Below are 26,334 nucleotides of genomic sequence, written 5' to 3' on the forward strand. Positions count from 1 at the left end.
ATAATGAAAAAAAACAACAAAATTAAGGAGCGTTTTTAAATGCTTATTTCCTTATTTAAATCAAGTATGAATTCTAGAAAAAAAAGTTGTTGATTTAACAATTTTATCAACTTTAACTAGCGGTAATATTTTGCATTCTACTAAGACTATTTAAAGGAATGGCGTTGCTCTTGAGTTGCAGATGCCCGTAGTAATTGGTTAAGCTTTTTAATGCTATTAAAATTACGAGTAATTTCTCCAGATATTGCAAGCCCAGAAACACCTGCTTCTAAAAGATCAATAACGTCTTCAGTAATTATACCTCCAACGCCTATTATTGGTGTTTCAGTTTTTAAGGCTTCTATAATGGCAGTATAACCATTTAATCCTAAAATAGGACTTAATTGGTCTTTTGTTGTTGAAAATTTAAAAGGACCTAAACTAATATAATCAACATCTTTACTAAGTAAAGTTTCGCAATCTTGCAAGGTGTTTGCCGTACCTCCAATAATTTGCCAAGTGAATAAATGCTTTCGCGCTATAGTAGGGCAGACGTCTGTTTTTCCTAAATGAACACCATCTGCTTTAACCGCTTTGGCAATTTTATAATGATCGTTAATAATTAATCTGGTTTGAAAATGAGATGTAATCTCTCTAGCGCTAGTTGCTACCTTTAAAATTTTCTTTTCTGAAACATTTTTTATACGCAATTGTACTAATTCTATGCCAGATGTACACGCTTTTTGAATGTTATCCAAATGCGCTTTGGGTGAACTTCCTTGCGTTATATAATGCAATTTTGGTATAATCATATAGTCGTTTATAGTTATTGGTTAATATAACACTTTCCTGTTTTCAATAATAATCATTTTAAAAAGTTATACTGTCATCTATTAAGTAGATGAAGTATTTTAATTTATTATTTTAGTTCGAGTACAATATCAAAAATACTCCTATCATAATACCTAATAACGGAATTAGTTTTTTTCGTTTGTTTTGTTCTCTAAATAACAAACCTCCAACAACAACTGCAATAAGTATTTGGCTTCTTTTAATGGCAGAGAGTAGCATGATTAATGCATCTGGATCTTGTAAAGCCTTTAAGTAAAAATAATCTGCAGCCTGCAATAAAACACCAACTGCAATAATAGACCATCTAAATTTAAATGCGTTTCGTTTTTCAGCAAACGGAAACCAGGTTATAGATAAAATTATCAATAATATAATTAGCGTATAAAGACAAAACCAAAATTGAAGTGTTTGTGGATTTAAAGCTAAATTCTGAATTAAAAATTTGTCATACAAACCACTTGAAGCTCCTAAAAAAGTAGCACCAATTATAGCAAAAATCCATTTATTTCTCTTAAAATTTATGCCTTCTTTCTTGCCAATTTTAGAGTATAAAAACACCGAAAATATAATTAAGAAAAAACCAACCCATTGATAACCATTTGGGCGTTCATTATAAATAAAAATGGCTCCAATAAAAGTGAAAAAGGGACCTGCAGACCTAATAGGCGTAACTATAGTAATGGGTAAATGCTTTAAGGCTTGGTATGCTAAAACCCATGAGCTCGCCATTATTACCGATTTTATAAAAATAAAACCATGTGTTTGCAAAGAAATTTCTTGAAAACTATAGCCGTTGGTTTCTGCATAAACAGGATAAAAAACCGATAGCAAATAAAAAGCTGTAATAAACATAAAGCCGCTAAATACGGTACCAAAAAGTACTGGGTAAACTTCATTACCTTGCACGGCATGTTTCTTACATAAGTTATGCAAGCCTAGAAATAAGGCAGCTAAAAGTCCAAGGTACATCCACATAATGCGCGCGAAGATATTTAGAAATATTGGAACTTTTTTATAAAAACATAAAAAGGAGAACTCTAATAAAAAACATAAAAAATTCTATCGAATTAGATAGGTTTATAAACGCATTCAAATCATTATTTACATAGTGAATACTCAGTTTGGTATTCAATACCATATCCTCAAGTGGGAAACACGATGTATTTTGAATGAATTAAAAGTATATATTTGAAATTATAAACACTTTAAATAATTGAAAACAATACTATTAGCTTTTCTAGTATTTACAACCTTAACCTATGGTCAATGTCCTGAAGGAGACGTAACGTTTAATTCGCAGGTAGATGTAAACAATTTTATTGAATCATATCCTAATTGCGATAACATCTCTGGAAACTTATTGATAACTGGAAGTGTTACTAATTTGAGTTCATTAGATTATATTACCTCTATTGAAGGGGATTTTATTATTCGAGATACACAACTTACTACTATTTCTAATTTTAATACTTTAAAAGAAGTTTTAACCATTATAGATATCTCTGAAAATGCAGTCCTGACAGAAATACAAGGTTTTAATAGCCTTATTGATTTGGGTTTTTTATTTAAAATAGAGAATAACCCAAACTTAGTTACCGTAAATGGATTTAACAACGCTACTGATGTTTTTGGAGATTTATGGATAAATGGCAATAGCGCGTTACAAACAATAAATGGGTATAATAAACTTGTTACGGTTCGTGAGTTTTTTGGTATAAATGATAGTCCATTATTAACAAGTATACCTAGTTTTAATAATTTGAATTATGTTGGCTGGGGAATCCAATTTTATAATACGGGATTAACAGACATTCCTGATTTTGATAATCTAACTTCCATTGGTGGTATAGATCCTACATCAGGATTTAATGTTTCAAATAATCAAAATCTAGTCTCCATTTCAGGTTTTAATTGTTTGGAAAATATAGTATTTGATTTTTTAATTCAAGAAAACCCCAAATTGGAAAACATAATGGGTTTATCCAGTTTGGTAAATGTTGGTCAGTTTTTTACAATAAGAAATAATGTTTCATTAACAACATTAAACGGATTGCAAAATTTATCATCGGTTTCAACAACAGGGTATGAGAATACAGTAGTTTTAAACATTCATGACAACCCACAATTAACAGATTGTGACCCGTTATGTAATTTACTGTCATCTAATGCTATAACTGGCCTTATAAACATTTCAGATAATTTCACAGGATGTAATTCCGAAGCCGAAATAAACACATCAAGTTGTATCCCGTTAGTGTTCTTGGGTTGTACAGAATTAGTTAATCCAACAAATGGAGATATAAATGTTGACATTGATACAGATATTTCATGGAACCCTATACCTGGAGCAACAAGTTATTTACTCTCAATTGGAACAACTTCAGAAGGTTCTCAAATAATAGATAATCTAAATGTAGATAATGCTACAAGTTATGATTTACCTACTAATCTTCCTGGTAATACAGAAATATTCGTAAAAGTAAAACCTTATAATACGCTAGAATATGCTAAATGTTGTAAAGAAGAAAGTTTTACCACTATAAATGCCACGCCTAATTGCACCCAATTAGCAACACCTACAACTAACGCAACTGATGTTGCTGTTTCCACAGATATTACTTGGAACGAAGTCATTGGAGCAACAGGATATTTTATCAATATAGGTACCTCTTCTGGTGCAACAGATATAGCAAACAATTTAGATGTTGGTGATTTCAAGAGTTACAACCCAACAACTGATTTTCCAGAGAACACCACGATATTTATAACCATAACACCCTACAACGATTTAGGTAAAGCAAGTGGATGTATCGAAGAAAGTTTTAAGACTGAAGTATTTATACCAGATTGCACAAGCTTAACCCATCCGTTAAATGGTGCTATAAATGTAGACGTTGAAACAAATTTGTCATGGCATGCATCACCAAAAGCAACGGGTTATTATTTAAATGTGGGTATTACACCGTTTGGTTCAGAAATAATCAACACTCAAGATATAGGAAACCTAACCAACTACAGTTTATCTGAAAACTTACCTTTTAACACTTTAGTATATGTTACCATAACACCATATAAAGGTACAGAGTACTTAGAATCTTGTCTTGTAGAAAGTTTTACTACAGAAAACGAATCTATATATATTCCTAAATTCTTTACACCAAATAATGATGGCTATAATGATTCTTGGATTATAAAAGATCCTTTAAATGAAGTTGGAGTAGTTCATATTTATAATCGTAAAGGTAAATTACTTAAAACTCTTTACAATTCACAAAATGGTTGGAATGGCCTTTTCAATAACCAGTCCGTGCCTTCTAATGATTATTGGTACGTTATAAAGTTTAAGAATGGCAATAAAAAAAATGGCCATTTTACTTTAAAACGTTAAAAGCAAAACAAAACTTTGTTAAAAGATGAGGTCGCTATTTAAGAAAATAGACCAGTTAGCATTTTAACGTAATCCACATTTTTTTAAATTTCTTTAAAATAAAATTTAGCTATCACTATTTCTAGTATTCCCAAGCACAGTATCCTTACCTTTGCCAAAATTATTTTTTATGTTAAAACGTTTTTCCGATTTAGGAATTAATGAAGCCTTACAAAAAGGCTTAACCGAATTACAAATTACAGTTCCTACAGATATTCAAGAGAAAACAATTCCTGTAGTATTAGATACAAAGGAAGATGTAGTCGCTTTGGCTAAAACCGGAACAGGAAAAACGGCAGCTTTTGGATTACCATTATTACAATTAATAGATGTTAAGCGTACCGAAATACAAGCCGTAATTTTAGCACCAACACGAGAACTGGGGCAGCAAATAAGCGCAAATCTAGAGGGGTTTGCTTCTCATATACCAGAAGTTTCTATAGCAACTATTTGTGGAGGTATACCTATTAAACCTCAAATAGAACGTTTACAAAGCCCCACACATATTGTGGTGGCAACACCTGGTCGTTTAGCCGATTTAGTAAAACGTAACGCCATTAATATCAAAACCATTTCCTATTTCATTTTAGATGAAGCCGATGAAATGGTGAGTGCTTTAAAAGAAGGTTTGGATGCTATTATTAAAGAAATTCCAAAATCAAGACGTACATTATTGTTTACTGCAACAATGCCTGGAACCATTAAACAATTGGTTCAGAATTACATGTCTAAGCATGTTGTGCATATTGAAGCAGATATGTCTACCGTTGGGCATCAAGGTATCGATCATCAATTTGTGGTGGTGGAGCCTATTGAGAAACTAGATGTCTTACTACATTTTTTGAATACCAAATTAGGACAACGCGGCATCATATTCTGTAAAACCAAGGCAGCAGTTAATAAATTAGCGAAGAATTTAGCTATTAATAAATTTTCGTCTGGAGCTATTCACGGAAGTTTAAGTCAAGGCATTCGCGATCGTATCATGGGGCAATTTAGAGAAGGCCATATTGATATTTTAGTGGCAACCGATTTGGCAGCTCGTGGTATTGATGTTAAAGCCATTTCATATGTGGTGAATTATCATTTACCAGACACTTACGATGCTTATGTACACAGAAGTGGACGAACCGCTAGAGCAGGAGCAAAGGGCTTAGCGCTAACCATTCTTCAGCAAGAAGAAGTTATGGATATTGCCGATTTTGAAGATGAACTAGGAATCCATTTCAACGAATACAAAAAAGCAGATGCCCAAAGCATAGAAGAAAACAAAGCCTTATTATGGGCGAAAAAGATCTTTAAAACCAAACCCAATCGTAATATTTCTGAAACCCTTCGTAAAGATGTCCGTACTATATTTCATCATCTTACCAAAGAAGAATTAATCGAGAAAGTATTAGCAAATCAGTTATTACAAACCCCTTTAGCAGCGCCAAAATCAAACGATTCTAAAAAGAAGAAAAAGAAAAAACACTAATGGCTAATACAATAAAAGAGCAACAAGAGATACTCGATAAATTAAATATTTCCGAGTTAAATCCCATGCAAAATCAAGCATTAAAAGCTATTGCCGAAAACGATAAAACCATACTATTATCGCCTACAGGCACAGGAAAAACTTTGGCTTTTTTATTGCCATTACTCGATCAATTAAATCCTGAAATAAAAGAGGTGCAAGCTTTAATTGTAGTGCCTTCTAGAGAGTTAGCTATTCAAATAGAAACCGTTGTTCGTAATATGGGTTCGGGGTATAAGGCCAATGCCATTTATGGCGGTCGGGCTATTTCTAAAGACAAAATAGAACTCAAGCATACACCAAGTATTTTAATAGGTACGCCTGGTCGTCTTGCAGATCATTTTGAACAAGCACGTTTTACCACCAAATTCATAAAAACGTTAGTGATTGATGAGTTCGACCTTTCTGTAGAAGTTGGGAGAGGCGGTGAGATGAAATTCATAATGAGTTATTTAGCCAATGTGAACAAACGTATTATGACCTCTGCGACTGAGGGTACTTCCATTCCGAGCTATTTAAACATGAAAGGCGCTAAAACCTTGAATTTTTTATCCATAAAACCAAGTTCTAAACTAGAGATTAAAACCGTTATTTCACCATCAGAAAACAAACATAATACGTTGGTCGATTTGTTACATCATGTAGGAAACGAACCTGGTATTGTTTTTTGTAATACAAGAGAACGTCTAGAAGATTTAAGTCGTTTTTTAGATAAAAAGAATCTGGCACATACCTGTTTTTATGGCGGTATGGAACAACGCGATCGCGAACGTGCTTTAATAAAGTTGCGAAACGGAAGTGTTTCTGTGCTAATTGCGACGGACTTAGCATCTCGTGGTATCGATATTCCAGACATGAGTTATATTATTCATTACGAAATTCCACCAGCCGTTCAAGAATACACACACAGAAATGGTAGAACCGCGAGAGTAAACGCTAAAGGAACGGCGTATTTAATAAAAGCACATGGCGAAGAATTTCCAGACTTTATAGGGAAATCTCAAACCATTAGAGTGAAAACCGCAAAAGACATTACTCCACCATTTTGGACGACTTTATTTATTTCTGGCGGCCGAAAAGACAAAATATCTAAGGGCGATATTGCAGGTCTATTTTTTAAACAAGGCAATATCACTAAAGACCAATTAGGTGTTATAGAGTTAAAACAAGATTGTGCTTTTGTGGCTGTACCAGCGAGTATTGCAGATAATTTGGTAAATAAGCTTAATAATGTACGTTTAAAGAAGAAAAAGGTTAGAGTTACCTTGGTTTAATTTAATAGTGAAACTTGAGCTCTATATTCGCTGTAAATGGCTAAACACTTTTTACCGTACTTCTGGGTATGGGTTCTAAACTATGAAGTATTTGTAGTGGAAGTAAGCTTTTTTTAATTAAATAAATTAATTTTCTTTAGCGTCAATCATTTTTTCAAATAGAATACCACCTCTAAACATGCCTTTTAAATGTGGATGAATATCTCGGCCCAAATCTGTGAGGCTATATTCAACTCTAGGCGGAACTTCAGGAAAAACTTCTCTATTTATTAAATTATCGGCAACAAGTTCTTTTAACTGTTTTGTCATCATGCGTTCGCTAATATCTGGTATGAGTTTTACCAATTCATTATATCTTTTATTTCCTTGTGAAAGATGCAAAATAATAGTGCTTTTTCGCTTTCCTTTAATCACATTAATAAAAGTATCTATCGGACAATAACTTTTTTTCATTTTTTTTTCTTTATAAAGCTAATAGCTGCACAAAACCATACAAAATGTTCGTTTGTGCATTATTTGTAAGCTCTTGTATACACTATTTTTTTTGTCGAAATTTGATACTAAATTAACAAAAAAAACAGACATTAAAGATGATAAATAATAAAACAACTTACAAAGCTTTTAGAGTTGAAGAAAAAGACGAAAAATTTATTTCTAGTATACAAGAACTACCGTTTGAAACCCTAGAAGAAGGGGAAGTACTCATAAAAGTACATTACAGCTCTTTAAACTACAAAGATGCTTTATCGGCAAGTGGCAACAAAGGGGTTACTAGAAAATTTCCTCATACACCGGGAATTGATGCTGTTGGAACTATTGTTTCATCGACCTCTGATCAGTTTTCTGAAGAAGAAAAAGTGATTGTAACAAGCTACGATTTAGGCATGAATACCAATGGTGGTTTTGCCGAATATGTTAAAGTACCTGCAAGTTGGGTGGTAAAGTTGCCTACTAATCTTTCTATGAAAGAAGCCATGATTATTGGCACAGCTGGTTTAACAGCAGGTATGTCGGTATTAAGACTCGTTGAAACTGTTAAACCTCAAGATGGTACCATTATAGTTTCTGGGGCTACAGGAGGCGTAGGGTCGGTTAGTGTAATGATCTTAAATAAACTAGGTTATACAGTAGCTGCAATAACAGGAAAAGAAGCAGAAAAGCAGTATTTATTAGATTTAGGTGCTTCTGAAGTTGTTTTACGTAAAGATTTTGAAGAACTACAAAAAAGACCTTTACTAAAACCTATATATGCTGGCGCTATTGATACCGTTGGCGGTGTTATTTTAGAGAATATGATTAAATCTGTGAACCCTTTAGGTGTGGTTACGGCTTGCGGAAATGCAGCTTCCATTAAATTAGAATTAACTGTATTTCCATTTATTTTAAGAGGTGTTTCGTTAATTGGAATCGACTCTCAAAATTACCCAATGAAATACAGAAAACAAGTTTGGGATAAATTAGCCGAGGCATGGAAATTAGATAATTTAGAAGCGAATGCTACTACCATTTCTTTAGATGAATTAAGTGAGAAATTAAGCCTTATGTTAAAAGGTCAATTAAAGGGAAGAACCGTTTTAAAATTGGCGTAGATTTTTTAGAAAAATTAAAAAAAAAGCTCATTAATTTTCATTAATGAGCTTTTTAAAATTAGAGAAGGATATTATTTCTCTATTTCTTTTAATAGTAATTCTGCTACCTTTTCAGATGAAGCAGGATTTTGACCGGTAATTAAATTTCCATCTTGAATGGCATAAGCAGCCCAATCGTCTTTTTTAGAGTAGATTCCACCATTTTTATTCAACATATCTTCTACTAAAAATGGCACGACATCTGTAAGTCCAACAGCAGCCTCTTCGCTATTTGTAAACCCGGTTACTTTTTTGTCTTTTACAATAGGATTTCCATGAGCATCTTTAACATTTTTTAATGCTGCAGGTGCATGACACACAAAACCAATAGGCTTTTCTTGAACATTAAATTTCTCAATTAAAGCAATAGAAGTTGCATCGTTTGCTAAATCCCATAATGGTCCATGTCCTCCAGGATAAAACACAGCATCAAAATCGTCTGGATTCATATCTGCTAATACGTTTGTATTTGCAATTTTTTCTTTTGCCTCAGCGTCGTTATTAAAACGTTCGGTGTCTTCAGTTGCCGCATCTGGCGAATCACTACTAGGGTCTATTGGTGCAGCGCCTCCTTGTGGTGTGGCAATAGTAATATTTGCACCTTTGTCTAATAGCGTGTAATACGGATTTGCAAATTCTTCAACCCAAAACCCTGTTTTTTTTCCTGTATCTCCTAATTTATCGTGAGATGTTAATACAAATAATATATTCATTTCTTTTTCTTTTTTAAATTCATTTTTTTCTTCTGAAACTTTTTCAGAAGGTGTTTCTTTTTTGGTGTCTTTACAACCTGAAAGCGTAATAACAGTTAGCAGTAATACGGCTATTCTTAAACTTTTCATAGGTAAAATTAATAAGCCATTTTAACAATATCTTCAACCTTTTCTGGTGATAAGGATTGATGTTCTCCTAAACCTAACCAACCTCGATCTATAAAACGTTTTGCTATTTCTTCAGCCGTTCCCTCGTAATCTTCTGTGTAATCAGACAGCTTTGTATCGATACCTAGAGATTTAAAAAAGGCTGTTGTTTTTTCGATAGCAGCATAAGCTTTATCATCAATACTTCCTTCGGTAATATTCCAAACGCGCTCGCCATATTGTGCTAATTTTTCTTTTTTAGCTTCAAAATTATATTTGTAATGACTTTCAGTAATAATAGCTAATGTTCTGGCATGATCTATACCGTATAAAGCTGTTAATTCATGACCCATGGCATGAACAGCCCAGTCATTAGGAACGCCTTTTTGAATTAATCCGTTTAACGCCATAGTACAACTCCACATAAAATTAGAAGCTGCTTTATAATCAAACGCATCTTTCAACACACTTGGTGCAATTTCAACTAACGTCTGTAAAATACTTTCAGCAAAACGATCTTGTAGTTTAGCATCTACAGAGTAGGTCATGTATTGCTCTAAAACATGTGTAAAAGCATCGGCTAAACCATTTGCTAATTGACGCTGCGGAATAGATTTTACCACTTCAGGATCTAGAATAGAAAATTGCGGGAACAGTCCAGGGCCACCCATAGCAAGCTTTTCTTTAGTTTCTTTACGAGTAATTACAGCTCCAGAATTCATTTCAGAGCCTGTTGCCGGCAATGTTAACACGGTACCAAAAGGCATTCCTTTTTCGGTTCTAATATGTTTCGTTAAAATATCCCATGGTTCATCACCTTCGTATAATGCCGCAGAAGATAAAAATTTGGTACCATCAATTACCGAACCACCACCAACAGCTAGTAAGTACGTAATATTTTCCGCTTTAATTACTTTTAAAGCCTCCATTAACGTGGCGTATTCTGGATTTGCAGGAATACCCCCAAACTCGATAACATCTACTTTATCTAAAGCCGTTTTTACTTGGTTATAAATACCATTCTTTTTAATGCTTCCTCCACCATAAAGCAATAATACTTTAGCATCAGCAGGAATTTCTTCTTTTATTTTCTCTATTGTACCCTTTCCAAAAATAATTTTAGTTGGGTTTTTAAATTCAAAATTGTTCATCTTCTTTTTCTTTTTTAGTGTTTTGTTTTGTAAAAATTACTCAATTACTGTTACTAAATCTTCTGTAGGTTTTCTAACCTTAACAAGATTTACCAACCAATCGCTATCGGCATCTCTATAACCAATAGGTAACATAACGGCACTACGCAAACCTTTCGCTCTTAAGTCTAATATTTCATCTAACTTATTGGCATCAAAACCTTCTAAAGGTGTTGCATCTACGCCTTCGTAGGCAGCAGCTGTTATGGCTTGTGAAAATGCAATATAGGCCTGTTTAGCAGCATGATTAAAGTTAACTTCTGCATCTTGTTGCGGATACATTTTTAATAACATTTGGCGGTAGTTTTCCCAGCCTTCGTTTTTAAACCCTCGAATCTCGTTTGTTAAATCGAACATATAATTAATCCTATCTGCTGTATAAGTATCCCAAGCAGCAAAAACGAGTAGGTGAGAGCAGTCTGTAATTACAGATTGGTTCCAAGCTATGGGTCTAATTTGTTCTTTAATCTCTTGATTTTTAACTACAAATATTTCGAAAGGTTGTAAACCACTTGATGTTGGTGCCAAACGTGCAGCTTCCAAAATACGTTCAATTTTATCTTCAGATACTTTTTCGCCATTCATAGCTTTTGCAGCGTATCTCCAATTTAATTTATCTAATAATTCCATTTTTCTAGTTTTTATTTATTGCTAATTTTTTAATTTTTTCTGAGCTTATTATCTGTTCTTTTGAAGTTGAATTTGCCAAAACCATCATAGCCTGTGTAATATCTTCAGCTTCTGTAATTCTATACTTTTTTAATTTCCCGAAGAAAAAAGGTTGAATAAGTTTAAATACAACCAATCCTATTTTTTCACCAATACGAGTTTCTTGTCTTTTACCTCCAATAATTGAAGGTTGTAAAATGTGTGTCTTTTCTATTTTTTCTGAAAGCACAGCCTGCTCCATTTCACCTTTAGTTTTATTATAAAAAATAGTACTAGTTGCATTTGCACCTAATGCAGAAACGACTATAAACGTTGGTATTCCATTAGCTTTTGAAAGTTTTGCAGCGGCAACCGGAATTCCAAAATCTATTTTTTTATAAAGCACTTTGTCTGGTGTTTTTTTTGCTGTTGTACCAATGCAACAGTAAACTTCGTCGGCTATAAAATCGGCCTTAAATTTTTCTAAGTCTAGAATGTCGCCAACAAATTGAATAACTTTTGCGGGCAGTCCTTCAACTTCTTTTCTAGAAAACAATTTAATGGTTTCATAACGCGTATCATTTAGTAGTTTTTCTAAAAGAATAGAACCCGTTAAACCCGTGGCACCTAATATAATGGCTGTTTTTTTCATGTTTAAAGTTTAATACTGTCCCAGGCTGATAAAAAAGCTTCTTCAAGATTTTCTTTGGTTAATTGCAATTCGCCCTGCTTTTGAGACATTATTAAAAATGATAGCGGGTTTATAGAATAAGCATATAATATAAAGTCTGAATAAGGCTTTATAGTCCCATCATTCTTACCGCGTTCCCATAGGTCGAGTAGAGGTTGTAGGTGCTTAATACCTTCCTTTCTGCTAGGTTCATCAATCATTGGGGTATTATTACATTGGTTTAAAAAAAAGGAATACTCACATTCGGTCATATTAAATTCTGCAATACGTCTCCAGATAAGTTCAAAGCCATTTTTAACAGATGTATTCTCATTATAAGTCTTAAAAACAAAATCTGTGTATTTAGATTTCACGTCCAAATAGGTTTGGTTTACCAAGTCTTGTTTATTTTCAAAATACAGATAAATGGTGGCCGGTGATACATTGGCCATTTTTGCAATTTTACTCATAGCAGAAGCATGAAAACCATTGTTGTTTACTAAAGCTATGGTTGCCTTTATAAGTGCATTGCGTTTATCTATACTTTTTTGAAGTTTAGTCATGATATCTTGTTTTACAATACAAAGGTATAAATAAAAATGAATATTCATTCTTTATTTAGAAAACTTTAATATTTTAATGGAATATAAAATGAATCATAATAGAGGTAGGTGACATAAAATCAGTAATTAAGCACTATCAGAATTATATCTAAATTCACAATATGGTAAAACTTTTATGAAATCATCTCTCAAGTTCAGTAGAATTAAGTTGAAATATTTTTCTTATATTTAATTTACTGAATATACAACTCGTGATATTAGAGACATTCATTTTAAGCTTTATTTAAATACATGATGTATAAAATTCTATCATTAGATGGCGGTGGGAGCTGGGCCATAATTCAATTACTAACCCTTAAAGATCGTTATGGGAATGTTGGTGGGCATGAAATCCTTCAAAAGTTCGATTTAGTTATAGCCAATTCTGGTGGAAGCATTGTTTTAGCTGCTTTAGCCGAAAATTGGACACTAGAAAAAGCCTTAACCTTATTTCAAGATAAAGCCACCAGAGAACGTATTTTTAGTGAGAACACATTCAAAAATCGCTACTTTCCAGTTGATTATTTACGGTTGTTAGGCTTACCCTTTGGACCAAAATACAGCTCAAAACAAAAAAAGGAAAGCTTTGAAACCCTATTTAAAGAAGTCAACAAAAGGCAAATGCACGAGCTTCCTGCATTTATTAAAAATGAATCTTTAAAACTAGTCGTGTGCACCTATGATGCGCTAAATAATAGAGCCAAGTTTTTTAAATCGCATGGTGTAGATTCCGAAGATTACGATTCGGTAACACTAACACAAGCCATTCATGGGTCATCCAATGCACCGGTGCAGTATTTCGATTTTCCTGCACGCTTTAAAGCAAAAAATAGCAATGTGTTTTATGAGTTGTGGGATGGCGCTTTAGGCGGATTTAATAACCCTATATTGGCTGGACTCATAGAAGCCTTTAAGCTTGGCGTATCTTTGGATAATGTTAGAATCGTTTCCATCGGGACAGGTAATAAACTCATGTCTAAAAAAGAAAAAGGTGAATTTTGGGAGTCCAAACAAATCGCCATAAGACAACGACGCAAAAAACTGAATTTTAAAGCCTTAAAACCACAAGCTAAGTTTTTTAAATTAACCGTTTTAAACCAAGCTAAAACCATATTATATCAACCGCCAGATACCGCCAACTACATGGCCATGATGTTTTTAAAAACAGCATCTCATAAATCCATTAACGAACATATTGTTAGGTTATCGCCACTTATTCATAGCGATTCTAGTACGCCAGAAGCTATAACGCCGCTTATTAATAAACTCTACGACTTAGATATGGACATCACAAAAGACGAAGACATTAATAGCCTAGTGGAATGTTTTACCAAGTGGAAAAAAGGAGACCTTTTAAACCAGCCGTTAGAATTTAAAATTAAACGCGATAACGATATTGTATTAATCAATGGAAATACCAATTATAAAGATGGCATGGATTATTGGAAAAATTGGGGGTTTTAAGGGTTTCAAAAAAAATCAATTCATCTGTAATAAATTACAATTCAGTTATTAATAGTTTATTTAAAGTATGATCTAAAATATATTTGACCCATAAATTAAAACCAACACGATACATTTATGGCACGTACCACCAAAAAAGTTAGCACAGGCAAACAGATTTTTAGAATCGTATTACTGGTTAGTACGGTTATATCCTTGTGGTTTGTACCTTGGGTTTTAGTAAAAGCATGGATTTTACCATTGCCAAATACCGTACAAGAACAAGTAAATCAGACGTTAAGTTATGGTTTCGATGGTGTTATTGTGTATGTAGACGAAGCCGGTAAGCCGCCAGCCTTTTATGCAGCAGGTTATCATAACCGAGAGCTTAAAACACCGGCCAATCCTAAAGCCTTATTCAAAATTGCAAGTATAAGCAAGTTATATGTCGCAGTTGCCATTACCAAATTAGCCCATGCCAAGCGTTTATCTTTAGATGAAACCCTGGCCGATTACTTTCCAGAACTGGTAGGAAGCATTGAAAATGCCGATAAAATCACATTGCGAATGATGGTGCAACACAAGAGTGGTATTCCTAATTTCACAGATAGTCCAGATTTTTGGAAAAATCAACCAAATACCGGCGTAGACGTGCTTAAATATGCACTCGATTTACCAGCCAATTTTGAGCCAAATACAGATTATGGGTACTCCAACACCAATTATTTGTTGCTTTCAAGAATTATTGAGCACGTTGTAGGGTATAGCCGTCAGCAATATTTCAAGGAGGAAATTTTAACACCACTTGGGTTGCATCATACTTTTGGTTCGCTAAGTGAAGTGAACCTAGACGATGTTATGAGTGGTTATTATGTTGGTTTAGAAGACGATTTTAAAACCGAAGAACAAGGCATGATAGCAACCGCAGAAGATGTTGGCAAATTCTTAAGAGCTTTAAACGATGGCACATTACTCAACAAAAAAGAAATGGAAATCTACAGCTCCATATACGAGTTTAATCATGGCGGATTGGTTCCAGGTTACCAATGTATGGCAGAATACCATAAAGACATTGATGCCGTTGTTGTTCAATTTATGAATACCACAGATTTTGAAGGCTACCAATGGAATTTGTTAGAAATAACACATACACGCGTTGTTAAAATCTTGCGTAAAGCCAAAGGACTCTAAAAATATACTAGCAGTTTTTTATACCATAAGGTTAAACAATTGCAGCAGCAATGCGTCTTTAAAACATAGCAATCAATCAAAATCAAATCAAAATAACCATTTTAGTAGTAGGCGCAAGTGGCGCCACAGGAAGTAAATTAGTAGAACAACTACTCCTTAAAAAAACACAAGGTAAAAGCCATTGCAAGAACCCCCGAAAAGTTGCCAGAATCGTGGAAAACAAACAACAACTTACTTAATGTGGCTCACTTTATGGCTAGCCTAATTCATGATAATGGGTTATGAACTACATGGAAAGGCCAAATGCCCGTAATCTATAGCAAAGCATATCAAGATTAAAACGGTAGTTTAATTATTTTTTGGGCGTTACGCCTCCTATGGTCGTCGTCGGGCTATACGTTGCAAGTCCTCGTTCGTGCCTTACTCCGGGCTTTCCTCTTCTATCCCTAACGCAAGGCACAACTATAATGGAGTTTTAGTTTTTTAAATAGATATTTTGCCAATGGAAACTTAAAATCGTATTGTGCTAAACTTAAAGATGTTAGGTAAATTATTACTGTTTTTATAAATTTACACATACATAAAATCCTACTATATTAATTTTTTTTACTACATTTAACGCACAGCAAATACGGTTTTCGTAAGAAACTCTCCCTAATAAATTATAGTATTGTGTGTTTATGAATTAAGTTTCATGTTAATGACTTATGTCATAAAATACTTTCAAAGTAATACATACTTTTAAAGCTTTAAAGATTAAAAGAACAATAGGAATTGAGGTGTATATAACCACTTATTTCCTGCAAGGTTGAAAAGGCAAAACGGAACTAAAATTGACAGATAAAAATAAATTAATAATGACCAAATTAAGTGCTTCCAACAAGATTTTGTTTTGCCTCCGCGCTTTTGCCCTAACGGGCAATTGGAGAAGCATACGCACATTGCACACATTTGTAAATCACACAAGCCGTCACACAAACCAAAATTTGCAAAAGGGTGTAAGTTTTGCATACCCTAAACATATATTGGATACTATATAATTATGAGTGATTTTAGAGAATTCTTATACAAACAGTTTAGAATCGACTTATTTGAAAATAAGCAACAAACACCAAATCCATACTATAGCAGAAGTCAATATAACTTAGAAGAAAAGTTTCTCACTTCCTTTTATAAGCTAAAATACAATTATGACTATTCTGATATTTGTTATATAGTTGACCAATTAGGGGATTCGAATAAAAATGTAATTGATTATGTTTATGGAAGTTCGCTACCTCAATCCATCAATGAATTAGGTGATTCCAAAGTATTATATGGTAATGGTAATGATACATTTGAAAATGAGATTAATTGGACTTTGTTGACTATTAGAAAGTATGAAGAAAAAATTCAAATTTTCATAAACAAAAAGACTGAATACGAAAAAGCTTTAGTAACTGGAGATTATCAAAAAGCAAACATCATACTAAACGAAATTGAACAAGAGGTTTGTTTTTCTTTATGGGGGATTGAGCAGCGATTCATACTTATTGAAATAGAAAAAGGTCTTAAAGAAAACACCAAATATCTTAACGATATTAATGAACAGAATAAAAAATGGTTTATCAAACGTTTTTCTCATTTTTTCAGCCTTAAGGCTGAAAAGGAATTATCTGTAAATCAGTACAATATATCCTTGGCAAGATTGTTATTTAGATATGTTGAATCAGAAAATCAGGTTGACTTACATTATTACAATTTCAAACTTAATTTCTTAGAAATTGAAGAACAAACATTGCTTCCCGATTTCTTAGCAATTGAAGGATATCACTCAATAATTGACAAATATATTTCTCTTATCCGAATCCTTCAATTATCAGTTCTGGAAGATAATAAAGATAAAAAAGAATTCTTGGATAGTAGGATTTATTACTTATCTAAAAAAGTTGATGACTTTAATGTAGACAAACTTCGCCTTTTAATTGACACCAACTTTGAATTTGAATTTAATATTCAAGAAACTGATATTAATACAATCAAGGCATTAGATTATTATACTAACGGTGAATACGGTAAAGTTATTGATTTATTAAGAAATTACCTTTTGGAATTTCCGCTATCAATTGAGCTTTATGAAATTTATTTAAAATCGATAATTCTTCTTGATAAGTCACTTGAACCAATTGGAAATGATGAGAACTCTTTTCAAAATAGAATCATGAATGCTCTTTATGGTATATTATTGAGAGATGATTCTATGCCTGAATGTTTAAATGAGATAAGGAAAATTGCTTTTAATATCAGTTCAATTTATTCTGTTTCGTTCTATCTAATGAATTTTTATAAGGAAGAAACTGAAGGGAAAAGGACTTTCATGAATCAAAGCGTTTTAAACACAAGTTTCCTTAATCCAACTTTTATTCAACTTTTAAACAGTTCCTGTATAAGCAACAACCTTTCGTTTGAATTTAAAAATTCAACAAGTTTAGAATACATATCTCTGCAAGAATCAGGCACATTAGAATCAATTGAGAAAGCAAACTTGCCCAAAGAGAGGAAAGATATACTTAATGCTTTTTTTTACCAAAAAAGCGAGTCGTATAATGATGCTATTGCAATTTGGGAAGCGATGTTAAGTAATGGCTCTATTAAAAATTTCCAAAAAGAAAAGATACTACAGAACCTTTTTAGTTGTTTGGAAGCTTTAAATCAATATGATAAATGTATTGATTTGTACGTTGACAACTATTTTGTTAATCCTTTGTTAGTTTCAAATATTATTGTTGATAGATTAAAAAAGAATATAAAAGCATCAAAATATAAGAATGTTTCTCACACAATTAATTTGCCGCTTTTTTACAAGCTAACTAATTCGGAAGATTATGATGTACATACATCTTATGAATGTTATTTATTGGCTCAAGACTGCTTTACTCCAACAGAATTGTTTGAAATTATTGATATCAATACGGATGAAAAAATAATCTTCTTTTTAAGTGATATTTGTACTTTAGATATCTTCAAACACTCTCCTTTCATTACAAGTTCAAAGCATAAATATAATGAAAGAATAAATGTATGTAGGCATTTGGCGAAGATTGATAGTCTTTACGAAATTGAATATAGTAAAGAGATTGAAAGGCTAACAAAACGACTTATTATACAAAAAGGAATCCAAGAGGTTGATGAAAGTAAAATATATGTCAATCAAACTGGCATAGTTGAATCTGAACTAAAAAATATTACTTCAATCTTCCGTCGCTTTAAGATGATAGGAGAATTAAAGTCAGAAAAGGATATTTCTATTCTCTCCCTATATTCTGATAAGGTACTTAGCTATAAACTCTCTGATGAAGATGATGGCAATGAATATTCGAAAGACCCGCAATTTGATATATATAAAGATATATTTTACTTCTTACGGGAGAAATTTTTATTTAGCAATTATGGCCTTCAACAATATTTAAGTGCTCGAATAAGGCATGGTGTTTTATTGGGTGAGATAAGACCCGAATTTGAAGAATTAAATTTGATTACAGAAAAGGAAAAAGGAATTGATAAGTATAAGGACAATTTAAATTGGAATTTATTCACGACACAACTAAATGAAGATGGTAAGTTTAAATTTCAAGAAATTTTATCTGCTTTCTCATCTAACATTGATGCCTTAATTAATGAAGAGATTTTATCTAGAAGTTTGCAAATAAATATTGAAGATAAAAATACTGAAGGATGGTTAGATTATAATTTTGACGACTTTAAACTACAAGTTTCATATTTCGTTCATCAAAAAATTGAAAATGTTGAAGAATTTGTAAATGCAATATTTGAAGATTTATGGTCTAGAACAGAAGAAAATCTTACAGATATTAAAGTAAAAATTAATGGTGACATTAGAGATAAGTTCTATGGCTTGCTATTAGAACTAGAGCAGGGGCTAATAAAAGTTTTAGGTGATATTCCTGAGCAAATGCAGAACAACATAAATGAGGCAAGAGTAAATATTGAGAATAAACTCATCAAGATTGCAAACTGGTTTTCAATTACAGAAAGTAATATTTCTGACTTTCAAATTGAAAAGATTGTTGATGTTAGTTTGGAATACAATAAGGCTATTGTACCTGTAAAAGAGATAAATTGCAAATGTTCCTTCAAAGGAGCTTATTATCCTTGCTTAGTTGATTTGATTAGAATATTTATGGACAACGCATCTAAGCATTCTGGCTTTGATAATGAAAGTGTTAAATTTCATGTATCAATTGAGGAGCAAGATAAATTATTGAAAATGCAATTTAGAAATCCATTAGCTCCAACAATAAATATTGATGAACTTAGAACGAAAATTTGTTCTTTTTCTCTAGACCTTAATAAATCTATGAGAGAAAAAGGTTCTGGTTTTCATAAAGCAATGAGAATTATAAAATCTGACTTAATTCATAAAGAAAACGATATGGCACTTAGCTTGAATGATAATAATGAGTTTTGTATCGATATTAATTTAAATAAAGTAATATTGTTAGTATGAAAGTCTTATTTATAGAAGATAATCCACAGAAATTAAAACAAGTCTGTGATTATATGGAAGAACAATATTCTAACGTTGAATTAACAGTTAGAAAATCTTATAATTCTGGATTAAGAGAACTAATTAAAAATAATTCATATTCTCTTATCTTACTTGATATGAGCCTACCGAATTATGATATCGTGCAAGGTGAATCAGGTGGGGACTTTGAGAAATTCGCAGGTAAATTCTTATTAAGCGAGATGTATCGTCGAGATATTACAACTAATGTTTTAATAATAACAATGTACTTAAACTATGTTGATGAAGAATTTAGCTCGGAATTAAAGGATAACTTTCCAAACTATTTAGGTGTCGTATATTACAATGTAAAAGAACCTGATGGATGGAAGAATGAACTAAAGGTGAAAATTGATAACTTATAGCTATGTTAAATATAATTTTAGTAGAAGATAATGACGTTAAAAAGGATAAAATCTTAGAACTTATTACATCAAGTATTGATATTCCAGAATCAAATATTGAATTTGCTTGCAATATAAAAGCAGCTAAAAGATTAATCTATAAGAAACCATACGATTTCATGATTTTAGATTTGGTTTTACCGGTTGATGAAGATGATGACCCTAGTCCCAAGAATGGAATAAACTTCTTAAATGATATCCACTCAAATCCTCAAATAAAACCAATTACACATATTGTTGGTTTAACAGGTTTCTCAGAGCATTTTGAAACTTATAGAAAAGATTTTGAAAATAGATTATGGCAGTTAATTGATTATAAGGCAGAAGAAATTGACTGGCAAGAAAAACTTAAGAATTTATTGTTCCATTTAATAAAAGTAAGAACAGAGTTTCTTCAACGAGAAAACCTTGATTACGATTATGATATTGCAATCCTAACTGCTCTTCAAGATCCCGAACTAAAACAGGTGCTTAAATTAGATGGTAATTGGGAAGAATTTAAGTATGGTAACGATGCTACCTTATATTATCGAGGAATATTTAAAAATGAAACTAAAACGTTTAGAGTTATTGCAACATCTTCACCTCAAATGGGGATGGTTGCATCTTCAACATTATGTATGAAAATTATACATAATTTTAGACCTAGATATTTATTCATGCCTGGTATTGCTGCAGGAGTAAAAGATGAAGTTAACTTTGGTGATATCTTAGTTGCAGACCAAACTTATGATGGTACAAATGGTAAAATAACAACTACAGAATCAGGGAATAAAGGTTTTAGTCCAAACCCAACACCTTTATCTTTAGATTCTGATTTGAAAGAAAAAGTACGAACCTATGAATCTAAATCAAGATATTTCTTTGAACTAAAAGAAAAATGGCAAGGCAATAAACCATCAACAGATTTAAAGGTTAAGATTGGTCCTGTTGTTTCTGTTCCTTATGTAATTCAGAATGAGGATGAGTTAATAAGCTTAAAAGACCACCAACGAAAATTGATTGGCTTAGAAATGGAAATATTTGGAGTATTTTATAGTGCAAACAATGGATTTAACCCAAAACCCAAGGCAATGGCTATTAAATCAGTTTGTGATTTTGGAGATAAGGAAAAAGCAGATAATTTTCAAAAATATGCGGCTTTTACAAGTGCTCAATTTATGTATGATTTTATCTTAAATGAATTATGATTTGCCAACGCTCACTTTGGAATTAAATTAGAAACATAGGAAAACCAAGCTGAACGTTAAAAGCACCATGCCAACAATGACACCCGCGTTAGGGATTATAGAGGAAAGCCCACAGCCTGACGAAGGAAGTGCGAGGACTTGTAACGGAAAGCCCGACGACGACCTTAGGAGGCGTAACGCCCAAATAAAAAAGTAAACACCTATGTTTTACCCCTTAATCGAGTAAATCTAAATCTAGCTCGTTAAAGTTATGTGCTGCTTTGACTAAAAGCGTAGACCCGATAGATTCGAATAAATTATTTGTTTTTAGAACAAATTCAGCTTGTTTTTCGATGTTATAATCTGGGATACCAACAATGGTAAGATCTGTAGTTTTTGATTCTTCTTCGATAATAAAATAAAACGTTTTTTGTTCTACAGCATTATTGATAATTTTAATTTCGACATTAACGCGTAAATCTTTAACAAGTTTTGAGATTTTAGATTCTATTATAGAAATATCTACATTGTTGTTATTGACAAATAATACTCTAATATTTGTGCCATTCCATTTTGGAGAAGCAATGATGAAACGCGCAATATTAAGCATCATTTCGGCATTTTTACTATCGGTTTCGCGCCACCATAAATCGACCGTTTTATGATTTCCGAATTTTGATTTTCTATCGAAATCTAAATACAATAGGTTATAATCTAGATGCAATAGGGTTTGCGTCATTTTAGAATATTCGCTAGAGTCTTCTAAGCCTTTAGGCCAACCCATCATAATGGTATTAGGTTCTACACCAGAAAACCCAAAGGTTGAGGCAATATTGGTTATGCCATTATATATATTATCGACTTTTATTTGTCTTGCAAAAATACCAAGGTCTTGAAACATGTTATCTCTAACCACCTGATCGGTCTTTTTTAAAGGTGGCTCGCTGTTTTCTTTATCTAAAATGAGCTTGAAATTTGTGACCACGCCTGTGCGCCCAGAAACGGTTTTGCATAGCTCTAGCAAATACGATTGGTGCTCGCTTCTGCCACTAAAAAGAATAATATTAGGGTTCCAATTAGAGTTTTCTTTTTCTTCTTGAGCATCTATTTTTTTTAGGCCTTTATTAACTACATTTTCCCAAACGCTTTTCCAAACATCGTTAGACTGTAATTTTACTTCTTTGCGTTGCAAGCCAAAATACATGGCGCTAATTACGGCCAATGCCGCTATCATGGCCATGGTATCTAATTTAAACATCACCGAGAAACAGGCAATAAACCCTATTAAACCAATCCATCGTTTTACTTTAAAAGTAGGCTGGAAGTCTGGATTTGCCCAGCTTTCGAGAAAAAAGGAAATGTTTATAAAGCCATAGGCTGTTAAATAAAACATGGAAACAACACGGGCAATAATGTCTAACTCACCAATAAGAATACCAACTTCGGCAATAACAAAAGCAAGAAATAGCGCATTAACGGGTTCGTTATTGGCGCCTTTGCCCTTACTGAATAGTTTTGGGGTTATTTTATCTACAGACATGGCCTGTAAAATTCTAGGGCCACCTAGAATACCACCTAAAGCGGAAGATAGTGTGGCGCCCCAAATTCCGGCGACTACAGCAGGGGCAAAGAGTGCCATTTTCATTAAGATATTATAATCTGTTTTTAGTACTTCTGAATCTACAGTATAGGCCATAAAAATTGCCAATGCCACGTAAACTAAAAGACCAACGCCTATAGCTAATAAGGTACCACGCGGAATGGAGCGTTGTGGGTTTTCTAAATCGCCACTCATGGCAATTCCGGCAGTAAAACCAGTAACTGCTGGGAAAAACACAGCGAAAACCACTTCTAAAGGCACCGCGTTTTCTGATGAAAATAAATGTACTGTGGTTGGCGCAAATTCTGTAGACCCTAAAAATATAGACAGCAACGAAATGATTATGGCTGCCAAAATAATAAACTGTGTTTTTAGCGCCACCGATGTGCTTATAAGCGCCAATGTGGTTAATGCTAAAAGCGCAATAGTACCTGTTAATCTTAAATCGTTAATGGTGATTCCAAATCCAAAATAGGCATTAAAACTTTCGGCAAAACCAATTAAATATAAAGCGATAGAAAACGCGGTACCTACAAATAATGCTATACCTATGGAACCGCCAATAGGAACGCCCATGCTTCGGGACAATACATAATAAATACCACCAGCGCCTATTTTTTTATCTGTTGCAACAGACGATACACTTAAACCTGTTGTAACCGCAATAACATGTGCAATAACAATGATAACAATGGCTCCTATTAAGCCCGCATTACCAACAACCCAGCCTAAACGCATATACATAATAACTCCAAGAATGGTTAAAACGGAGGGTGTAAAGACACCTGCAAAGGTTCCGAATTTCTTCTTTTTTGACATTATTAAAGGTTCATCTTTTTAAAAAAAATACGCATGCGGGAATATAGTTATTCTTTATATTAAATAACATGACATAACTTACATAATGGTAAATTATTTCTATTATATAAATTGCTTAATTAAATACAGAATGCAAATGCAACAGCGTGGAATTTATTCTGCGTTTTGGGGTGCAGTAGAACGTGCGCAGAATGACAAAATAAAAACTAATAAAGATTAAACCACAACGCCGCCTTTTTCCTCAACAACATAAATACCCCAATCTGCAATAGATTTAATTAACGGAATTAACGTTTTACCAAAATCGGTTAAAGAATTTAGTTATCATGTTTTACAAGACTTTCAAGCGCATAAAACAAGCGGTTCTGCGCATTTTCTTGCGATCCAAAAATTGAACGAAACAGTTCGCCTTGTTCTGAAATTAGTAACCATTGCGGTGTGCCTTCTGAGTTAAATTGGTCAAAAACCTTATGATGCTCGTCAATATATATAGGAAACGGGCTTTCACCACTAGTAAAAATACTTTTAATATTTGCTTTTGTTCCTTCTCTATTCACAAAATTAGCATGAATACCTACAACTTGAACGGATGGATATTGCTGCTGAAACTCATAAGCCAATGGAATGGCACGCCCTGTACAACCTAGGCAATCGTTATTATAAATAATAAGTAGCAAAATTTTATTCTTATAAGCTGCCATTAAATCTACAGCAAGGCCATCTAAATCTAAAACAGGTATGGATGGTATTATGGAATTCATTTTTTAGATTTTTATGTTTAATTAATGCTTGCAAATTTAGGGATTTAATACTTTGAGTGGTTTATATATTGATTTACTTTACAATAAATGTTGCGCAGCAAACCACATAATAGCTCGAGGTACACATCCAATAACAATATTCTACATAATCAAGATTGAAAGATCTAAATCAATTCATCCATACTATTTAACAGTTCGGTAATTCGTGTTTACTATTTATTGCAAGTAGAAAGATATTTGTAGCATAAAATGTAATAAAATAGTAAACATCAATTAAAACAATCAAAAAACGAACAATTATGAAAACAATCAAAAAACAAATTTTATTAAGAATGGCTTGTGTAGCCTTTGCATTATTATCTAGTATAACATACGCACAAAACACAAATCCAGAAATTATAACACCACGAGATGGCTTTATCTTTGAATTTTCAGTAGGTGGAGGTATAATCAGTTTAGAAGATAGTGCAGGTATTCAAACCTTCGATACATCTCAAGGCGCATTTACCTTTCCAGAATTAAAGTTTGGCTACATGTTAAATGAAAGACTCGCCATTACTGTCTCTATGCCAGGAAATATATACGAATTTCAGGATAACGACAGGCATTTTGGAGGTTTCATTCCATCGCTACAATATTGGGTAAAAGACCGTTGGTGGATTCATGGTGGAATTGGTTTAGCAATAGATTCTCCAGCATTATACGATATTAAAAACGATGTAAACGACGATTGGAACTTTGGTTGTGCCGTTATGGCAAGTACAGGTTACGAAATTTACAAAAAGAAAAACTTTGCGCTTAACTTACAGTCTAAGTTAGTTCTCGGTCGTGTATATTTGGAAGGAGATGCCCATAGAGATGCAGTAACCTTTAATATAGGTTTAGGGTTTAGCTGGTTGTAAGCATTAACCCGAATTATGCAATGAAAGTTTATATTTATAGTATATCTATGATGCAAAAGATTTTTTGTTGCATAATTCGGCTTTAATTTTAATAATAACATAAATAACATATTAAATTTAGAAATAAGATGAGGTTGATAATTATATTTAGTTTCCTATTAACAGTCTCTTGTATAAACAAGAGTGAGACCAAAAATGCCAAAACGGCTAATCTAAAACAAGAAAACCTTATTCCTGTTTTAGACACGATATGGCAAACAGAACAAACGCCAATTAGTTTAAGAGATTCATTAATGAATATATATGGTGTAGACGACGAGTTAGTTAAAGAACAACAATTAATTATTGATAAGAACCACGTAATTAATGAAGAAAAAGTAAAAACTATTCTTAATAAATATGGTTGGCCAACAAAAGAAATGGCTGGAGAACAAGGCAATTGGACACTTTGTAATGTTATTCAACACTCAGATAATGAGGTTCGTATACACTATCTTCCAATGATGAGGCAAGCCGTTATGGATAAGAAGTTAGAACCGCGATTCTTGGTAAGAGCAGAAGACAGAATTGCTACTGAACAAGGTGATTTACAAATCTATGGTGGACAAATGAAATACTACCCAGAAACAAAAAGCTTTAACCTTTGGCCAGTTTTTGATCCCGTAAATATTGATAAGAGAAGAACTGCAATTGGACTCGATTCAATCGCTGTATTCCTTAAGAATAGATTTAATTTTGAATGGAATCTTGAAGAACAAATAAAGCGAACAAAAGAATTTGAATTAGCAAAGCAAAAAAAAGATTAATTGCGGTGCCTAGTAATTTTAGAGTC

Annotated in this window: 21 protein-coding genes; 11 read left to right on the forward strand and 10 right to left on the reverse strand. The window is 32.8% G+C overall.

What is annotated here, in order from left to right; translation table 11 throughout:
* Nucleotides 1–146 precede the first annotated feature (146 nt).
* Together SJY43_RS12290 and SJY43_RS12295 are read right to left on the reverse strand one after the other, a co-directional pair.
* A complete protein-coding gene (locus tag SJY43_RS12290; RefSeq protein ID WP_396601039.1) occupies nucleotides 147–791 on the reverse strand; it encodes a thiamine phosphate synthase in 645 nt (214 codons plus the stop codon).
* Between the two features lie 112 nt (nucleotides 792–903).
* The gene (locus SJY43_RS12295; RefSeq protein WP_396601040.1) at nucleotides 904–1,806 is read right to left on the reverse strand and encodes an EamA family transporter; all 903 of its coding nucleotides are present in this window, start codon (nucleotides 1,804–1,806) and stop codon (nucleotides 904–906) included.
* A gap of 238 nt (nucleotides 1,807–2,044) precedes the next feature.
* Between SJY43_RS12295 and SJY43_RS12300 the strand changes: the two genes are divergently transcribed.
* The 3 genes from SJY43_RS12300 to SJY43_RS12310 all read left to right on the forward strand — a co-directional run bounded on the left by SJY43_RS12300 (nucleotide 2,045) and on the right by SJY43_RS12310 (nucleotide 7,048).
* Nucleotides 2,045–4,219, forward strand: coding sequence for a T9SS type B sorting domain-containing protein (locus SJY43_RS12300; protein WP_396601041.1), 2,175 nt, complete (start codon nucleotides 2,045–2,047; stop codon nucleotides 4,217–4,219).
* A 169-nt stretch (nucleotides 4,220–4,388) separates the two neighbouring features.
* Nucleotides 4,389–5,735 (forward strand): DEAD/DEAH box helicase, encoded by a 1,347-nt coding sequence (locus tag SJY43_RS12305; protein ID WP_396601042.1) that lies wholly within the window; start codon nucleotides 4,389–4,391, stop codon nucleotides 5,733–5,735.
* Nucleotides 5,735–7,048, forward strand: a complete 1,314-nt coding sequence (locus SJY43_RS12310) for a DEAD/DEAH box helicase (protein WP_396601043.1) — start codon at nucleotides 5,735–5,737, stop codon at nucleotides 7,046–7,048. Before SJY43_RS12305 ends, SJY43_RS12310 begins: the two co-directional genes overlap by 1 nt.
* 126 nt (nucleotides 7,049–7,174) lie before the next feature.
* On the opposite strand, the gene SJY43_RS12315 is transcribed toward SJY43_RS12310, so the two are convergent.
* Entirely contained in the window at nucleotides 7,175–7,501 is a 327-nt protein-coding gene (locus SJY43_RS12315) for a winged helix-turn-helix transcriptional regulator (RefSeq protein WP_396601044.1), read from the reverse strand.
* 137 nt (nucleotides 7,502–7,638) lie between these two features.
* On the opposite strand from SJY43_RS12315, the gene SJY43_RS12320 reads away from it, so the two are divergent.
* The gene (locus SJY43_RS12320) at nucleotides 7,639–8,637 is read left to right on the forward strand and encodes a YhdH/YhfP family quinone oxidoreductase (protein WP_396601045.1); all 999 of its coding nucleotides are present in this window, start codon (nucleotides 7,639–7,641) and stop codon (nucleotides 8,635–8,637) included.
* 71 nt (nucleotides 8,638–8,708) lie between these two features.
* Here the strand turns inward: SJY43_RS12320 and SJY43_RS12325 are convergent, their stop codons facing one another.
* Genes SJY43_RS12325 through SJY43_RS12345 form a run of 5 tightly spaced genes read right to left on the reverse strand, consistent with a single transcriptional unit; the run spans nucleotide 8,709 to nucleotide 12,607 of the window.
* On the reverse strand, nucleotides 8,709–9,518 hold the full coding sequence (locus tag SJY43_RS12325) for a type 1 glutamine amidotransferase domain-containing protein (protein ID WP_396601046.1): 810 nt from the start codon (nucleotides 9,516–9,518) through the stop codon (nucleotides 8,709–8,711).
* Nucleotides 9,519–9,526: 8 nt separating this feature from the next.
* Nucleotides 9,527–10,687, reverse strand: a complete 1,161-nt coding sequence (locus SJY43_RS12330; RefSeq protein ID WP_396601047.1) for an iron-containing alcohol dehydrogenase — start codon at nucleotides 10,685–10,687, stop codon at nucleotides 9,527–9,529.
* A gap of 36 nt (nucleotides 10,688–10,723) precedes the next feature.
* Nucleotides 10,724–11,356, reverse strand: coding sequence for an NAD(P)H-dependent oxidoreductase (locus tag SJY43_RS12335; protein WP_396601048.1), 633 nt, complete (start codon nucleotides 11,354–11,356; stop codon nucleotides 10,724–10,726).
* Between the two features lie 4 nt (nucleotides 11,357–11,360).
* Nucleotides 11,361–12,026: an NAD(P)H-binding protein gene (locus SJY43_RS12340; protein WP_396601049.1), complete on the reverse strand. Its 666-nt coding sequence runs from the start codon at nucleotides 12,024–12,026 to the stop codon at nucleotides 11,361–11,363.
* 2 nt (nucleotides 12,027–12,028) lie between these two features.
* Nucleotides 12,029–12,607, reverse strand: a complete 579-nt coding sequence (locus SJY43_RS12345; RefSeq protein ID WP_396601050.1) for a TetR/AcrR family transcriptional regulator — start codon at nucleotides 12,605–12,607, stop codon at nucleotides 12,029–12,031.
* A gap of 291 nt (nucleotides 12,608–12,898) precedes the next feature.
* On the opposite strand from SJY43_RS12345, the gene SJY43_RS12350 reads away from it, so the two are divergent.
* From SJY43_RS12350 to SJY43_RS12370, 5 genes are all read left to right on the forward strand, one after another.
* The gene (locus tag SJY43_RS12350) at nucleotides 12,899–14,110 is read left to right on the forward strand and encodes a patatin-like phospholipase family protein (RefSeq protein ID WP_396601051.1); all 1,212 of its coding nucleotides are present in this window, start codon (nucleotides 12,899–12,901) and stop codon (nucleotides 14,108–14,110) included.
* Between the two features lie 117 nt (nucleotides 14,111–14,227).
* Nucleotides 14,228–15,280, forward strand: a complete 1,053-nt coding sequence (locus SJY43_RS12355) for a serine hydrolase domain-containing protein (protein WP_396601052.1) — start codon at nucleotides 14,228–14,230, stop codon at nucleotides 15,278–15,280.
* A 1,042-nt stretch (nucleotides 15,281–16,322) separates the two neighbouring features.
* On the forward strand, nucleotides 16,323–19,787 hold the full coding sequence (locus SJY43_RS12360; protein WP_396601053.1) for a hypothetical protein: 3,465 nt from the start codon (nucleotides 16,323–16,325) through the stop codon (nucleotides 19,785–19,787).
* Nucleotides 19,784–20,212 carry a hypothetical protein gene (locus SJY43_RS12365; protein ID WP_396601054.1) on the forward strand — a complete coding sequence of 143 codons (429 nt, stop codon included), beginning with the start codon at nucleotides 19,784–19,786 and terminating at the stop codon, nucleotides 20,210–20,212. Before SJY43_RS12360 ends, SJY43_RS12365 begins: the two co-directional genes overlap by 4 nt.
* Nucleotides 20,213–20,214: 2 nt before the next feature.
* Nucleotides 20,215–21,441 (forward strand): hypothetical protein, encoded by a 1,227-nt coding sequence (locus tag SJY43_RS12370; RefSeq protein WP_396601055.1) that lies wholly within the window; start codon nucleotides 20,215–20,217, stop codon nucleotides 21,439–21,441.
* Between the two features lie 214 nt (nucleotides 21,442–21,655).
* On the opposite strand, the gene SJY43_RS12375 is transcribed toward SJY43_RS12370, so the two are convergent.
* A complete protein-coding gene (locus SJY43_RS12375) occupies nucleotides 21,656–23,839 on the reverse strand; it encodes an amino acid permease (protein WP_396601056.1) in 2,184 nt (727 codons plus the stop codon).
* A 317-nt stretch (nucleotides 23,840–24,156) separates the two neighbouring features.
* Nucleotides 24,157–24,600: a TlpA family protein disulfide reductase gene (locus SJY43_RS12380; protein WP_396601057.1), complete on the reverse strand. Its 444-nt coding sequence runs from the start codon at nucleotides 24,598–24,600 to the stop codon at nucleotides 24,157–24,159.
* Between the two features lie 299 nt (nucleotides 24,601–24,899).
* On the opposite strand from SJY43_RS12380, the gene SJY43_RS12385 reads away from it, so the two are divergent.
* Together SJY43_RS12385 and SJY43_RS12390 are read left to right on the forward strand one after the other, a co-directional pair.
* A complete protein-coding gene (locus tag SJY43_RS12385) occupies nucleotides 24,900–25,502 on the forward strand; it encodes a hypothetical protein (RefSeq protein ID WP_396601058.1) in 603 nt (200 codons plus the stop codon).
* 128 nt (nucleotides 25,503–25,630) lie between these two features.
* Nucleotides 25,631–26,308, forward strand: coding sequence for a DUF6624 domain-containing protein (locus SJY43_RS12390; RefSeq protein ID WP_396601059.1), 678 nt, complete (start codon nucleotides 25,631–25,633; stop codon nucleotides 26,306–26,308).
* Nucleotides 26,309–26,334 lie beyond the last annotated feature (26 nt).

The sequence above is a fragment of the Algibacter sp. R77976 genome (genome assembly GCF_044594645.1).
Classification (GTDB): Bacteria; Bacteroidota; Bacteroidia; order Flavobacteriales; family Flavobacteriaceae; genus Algibacter_B.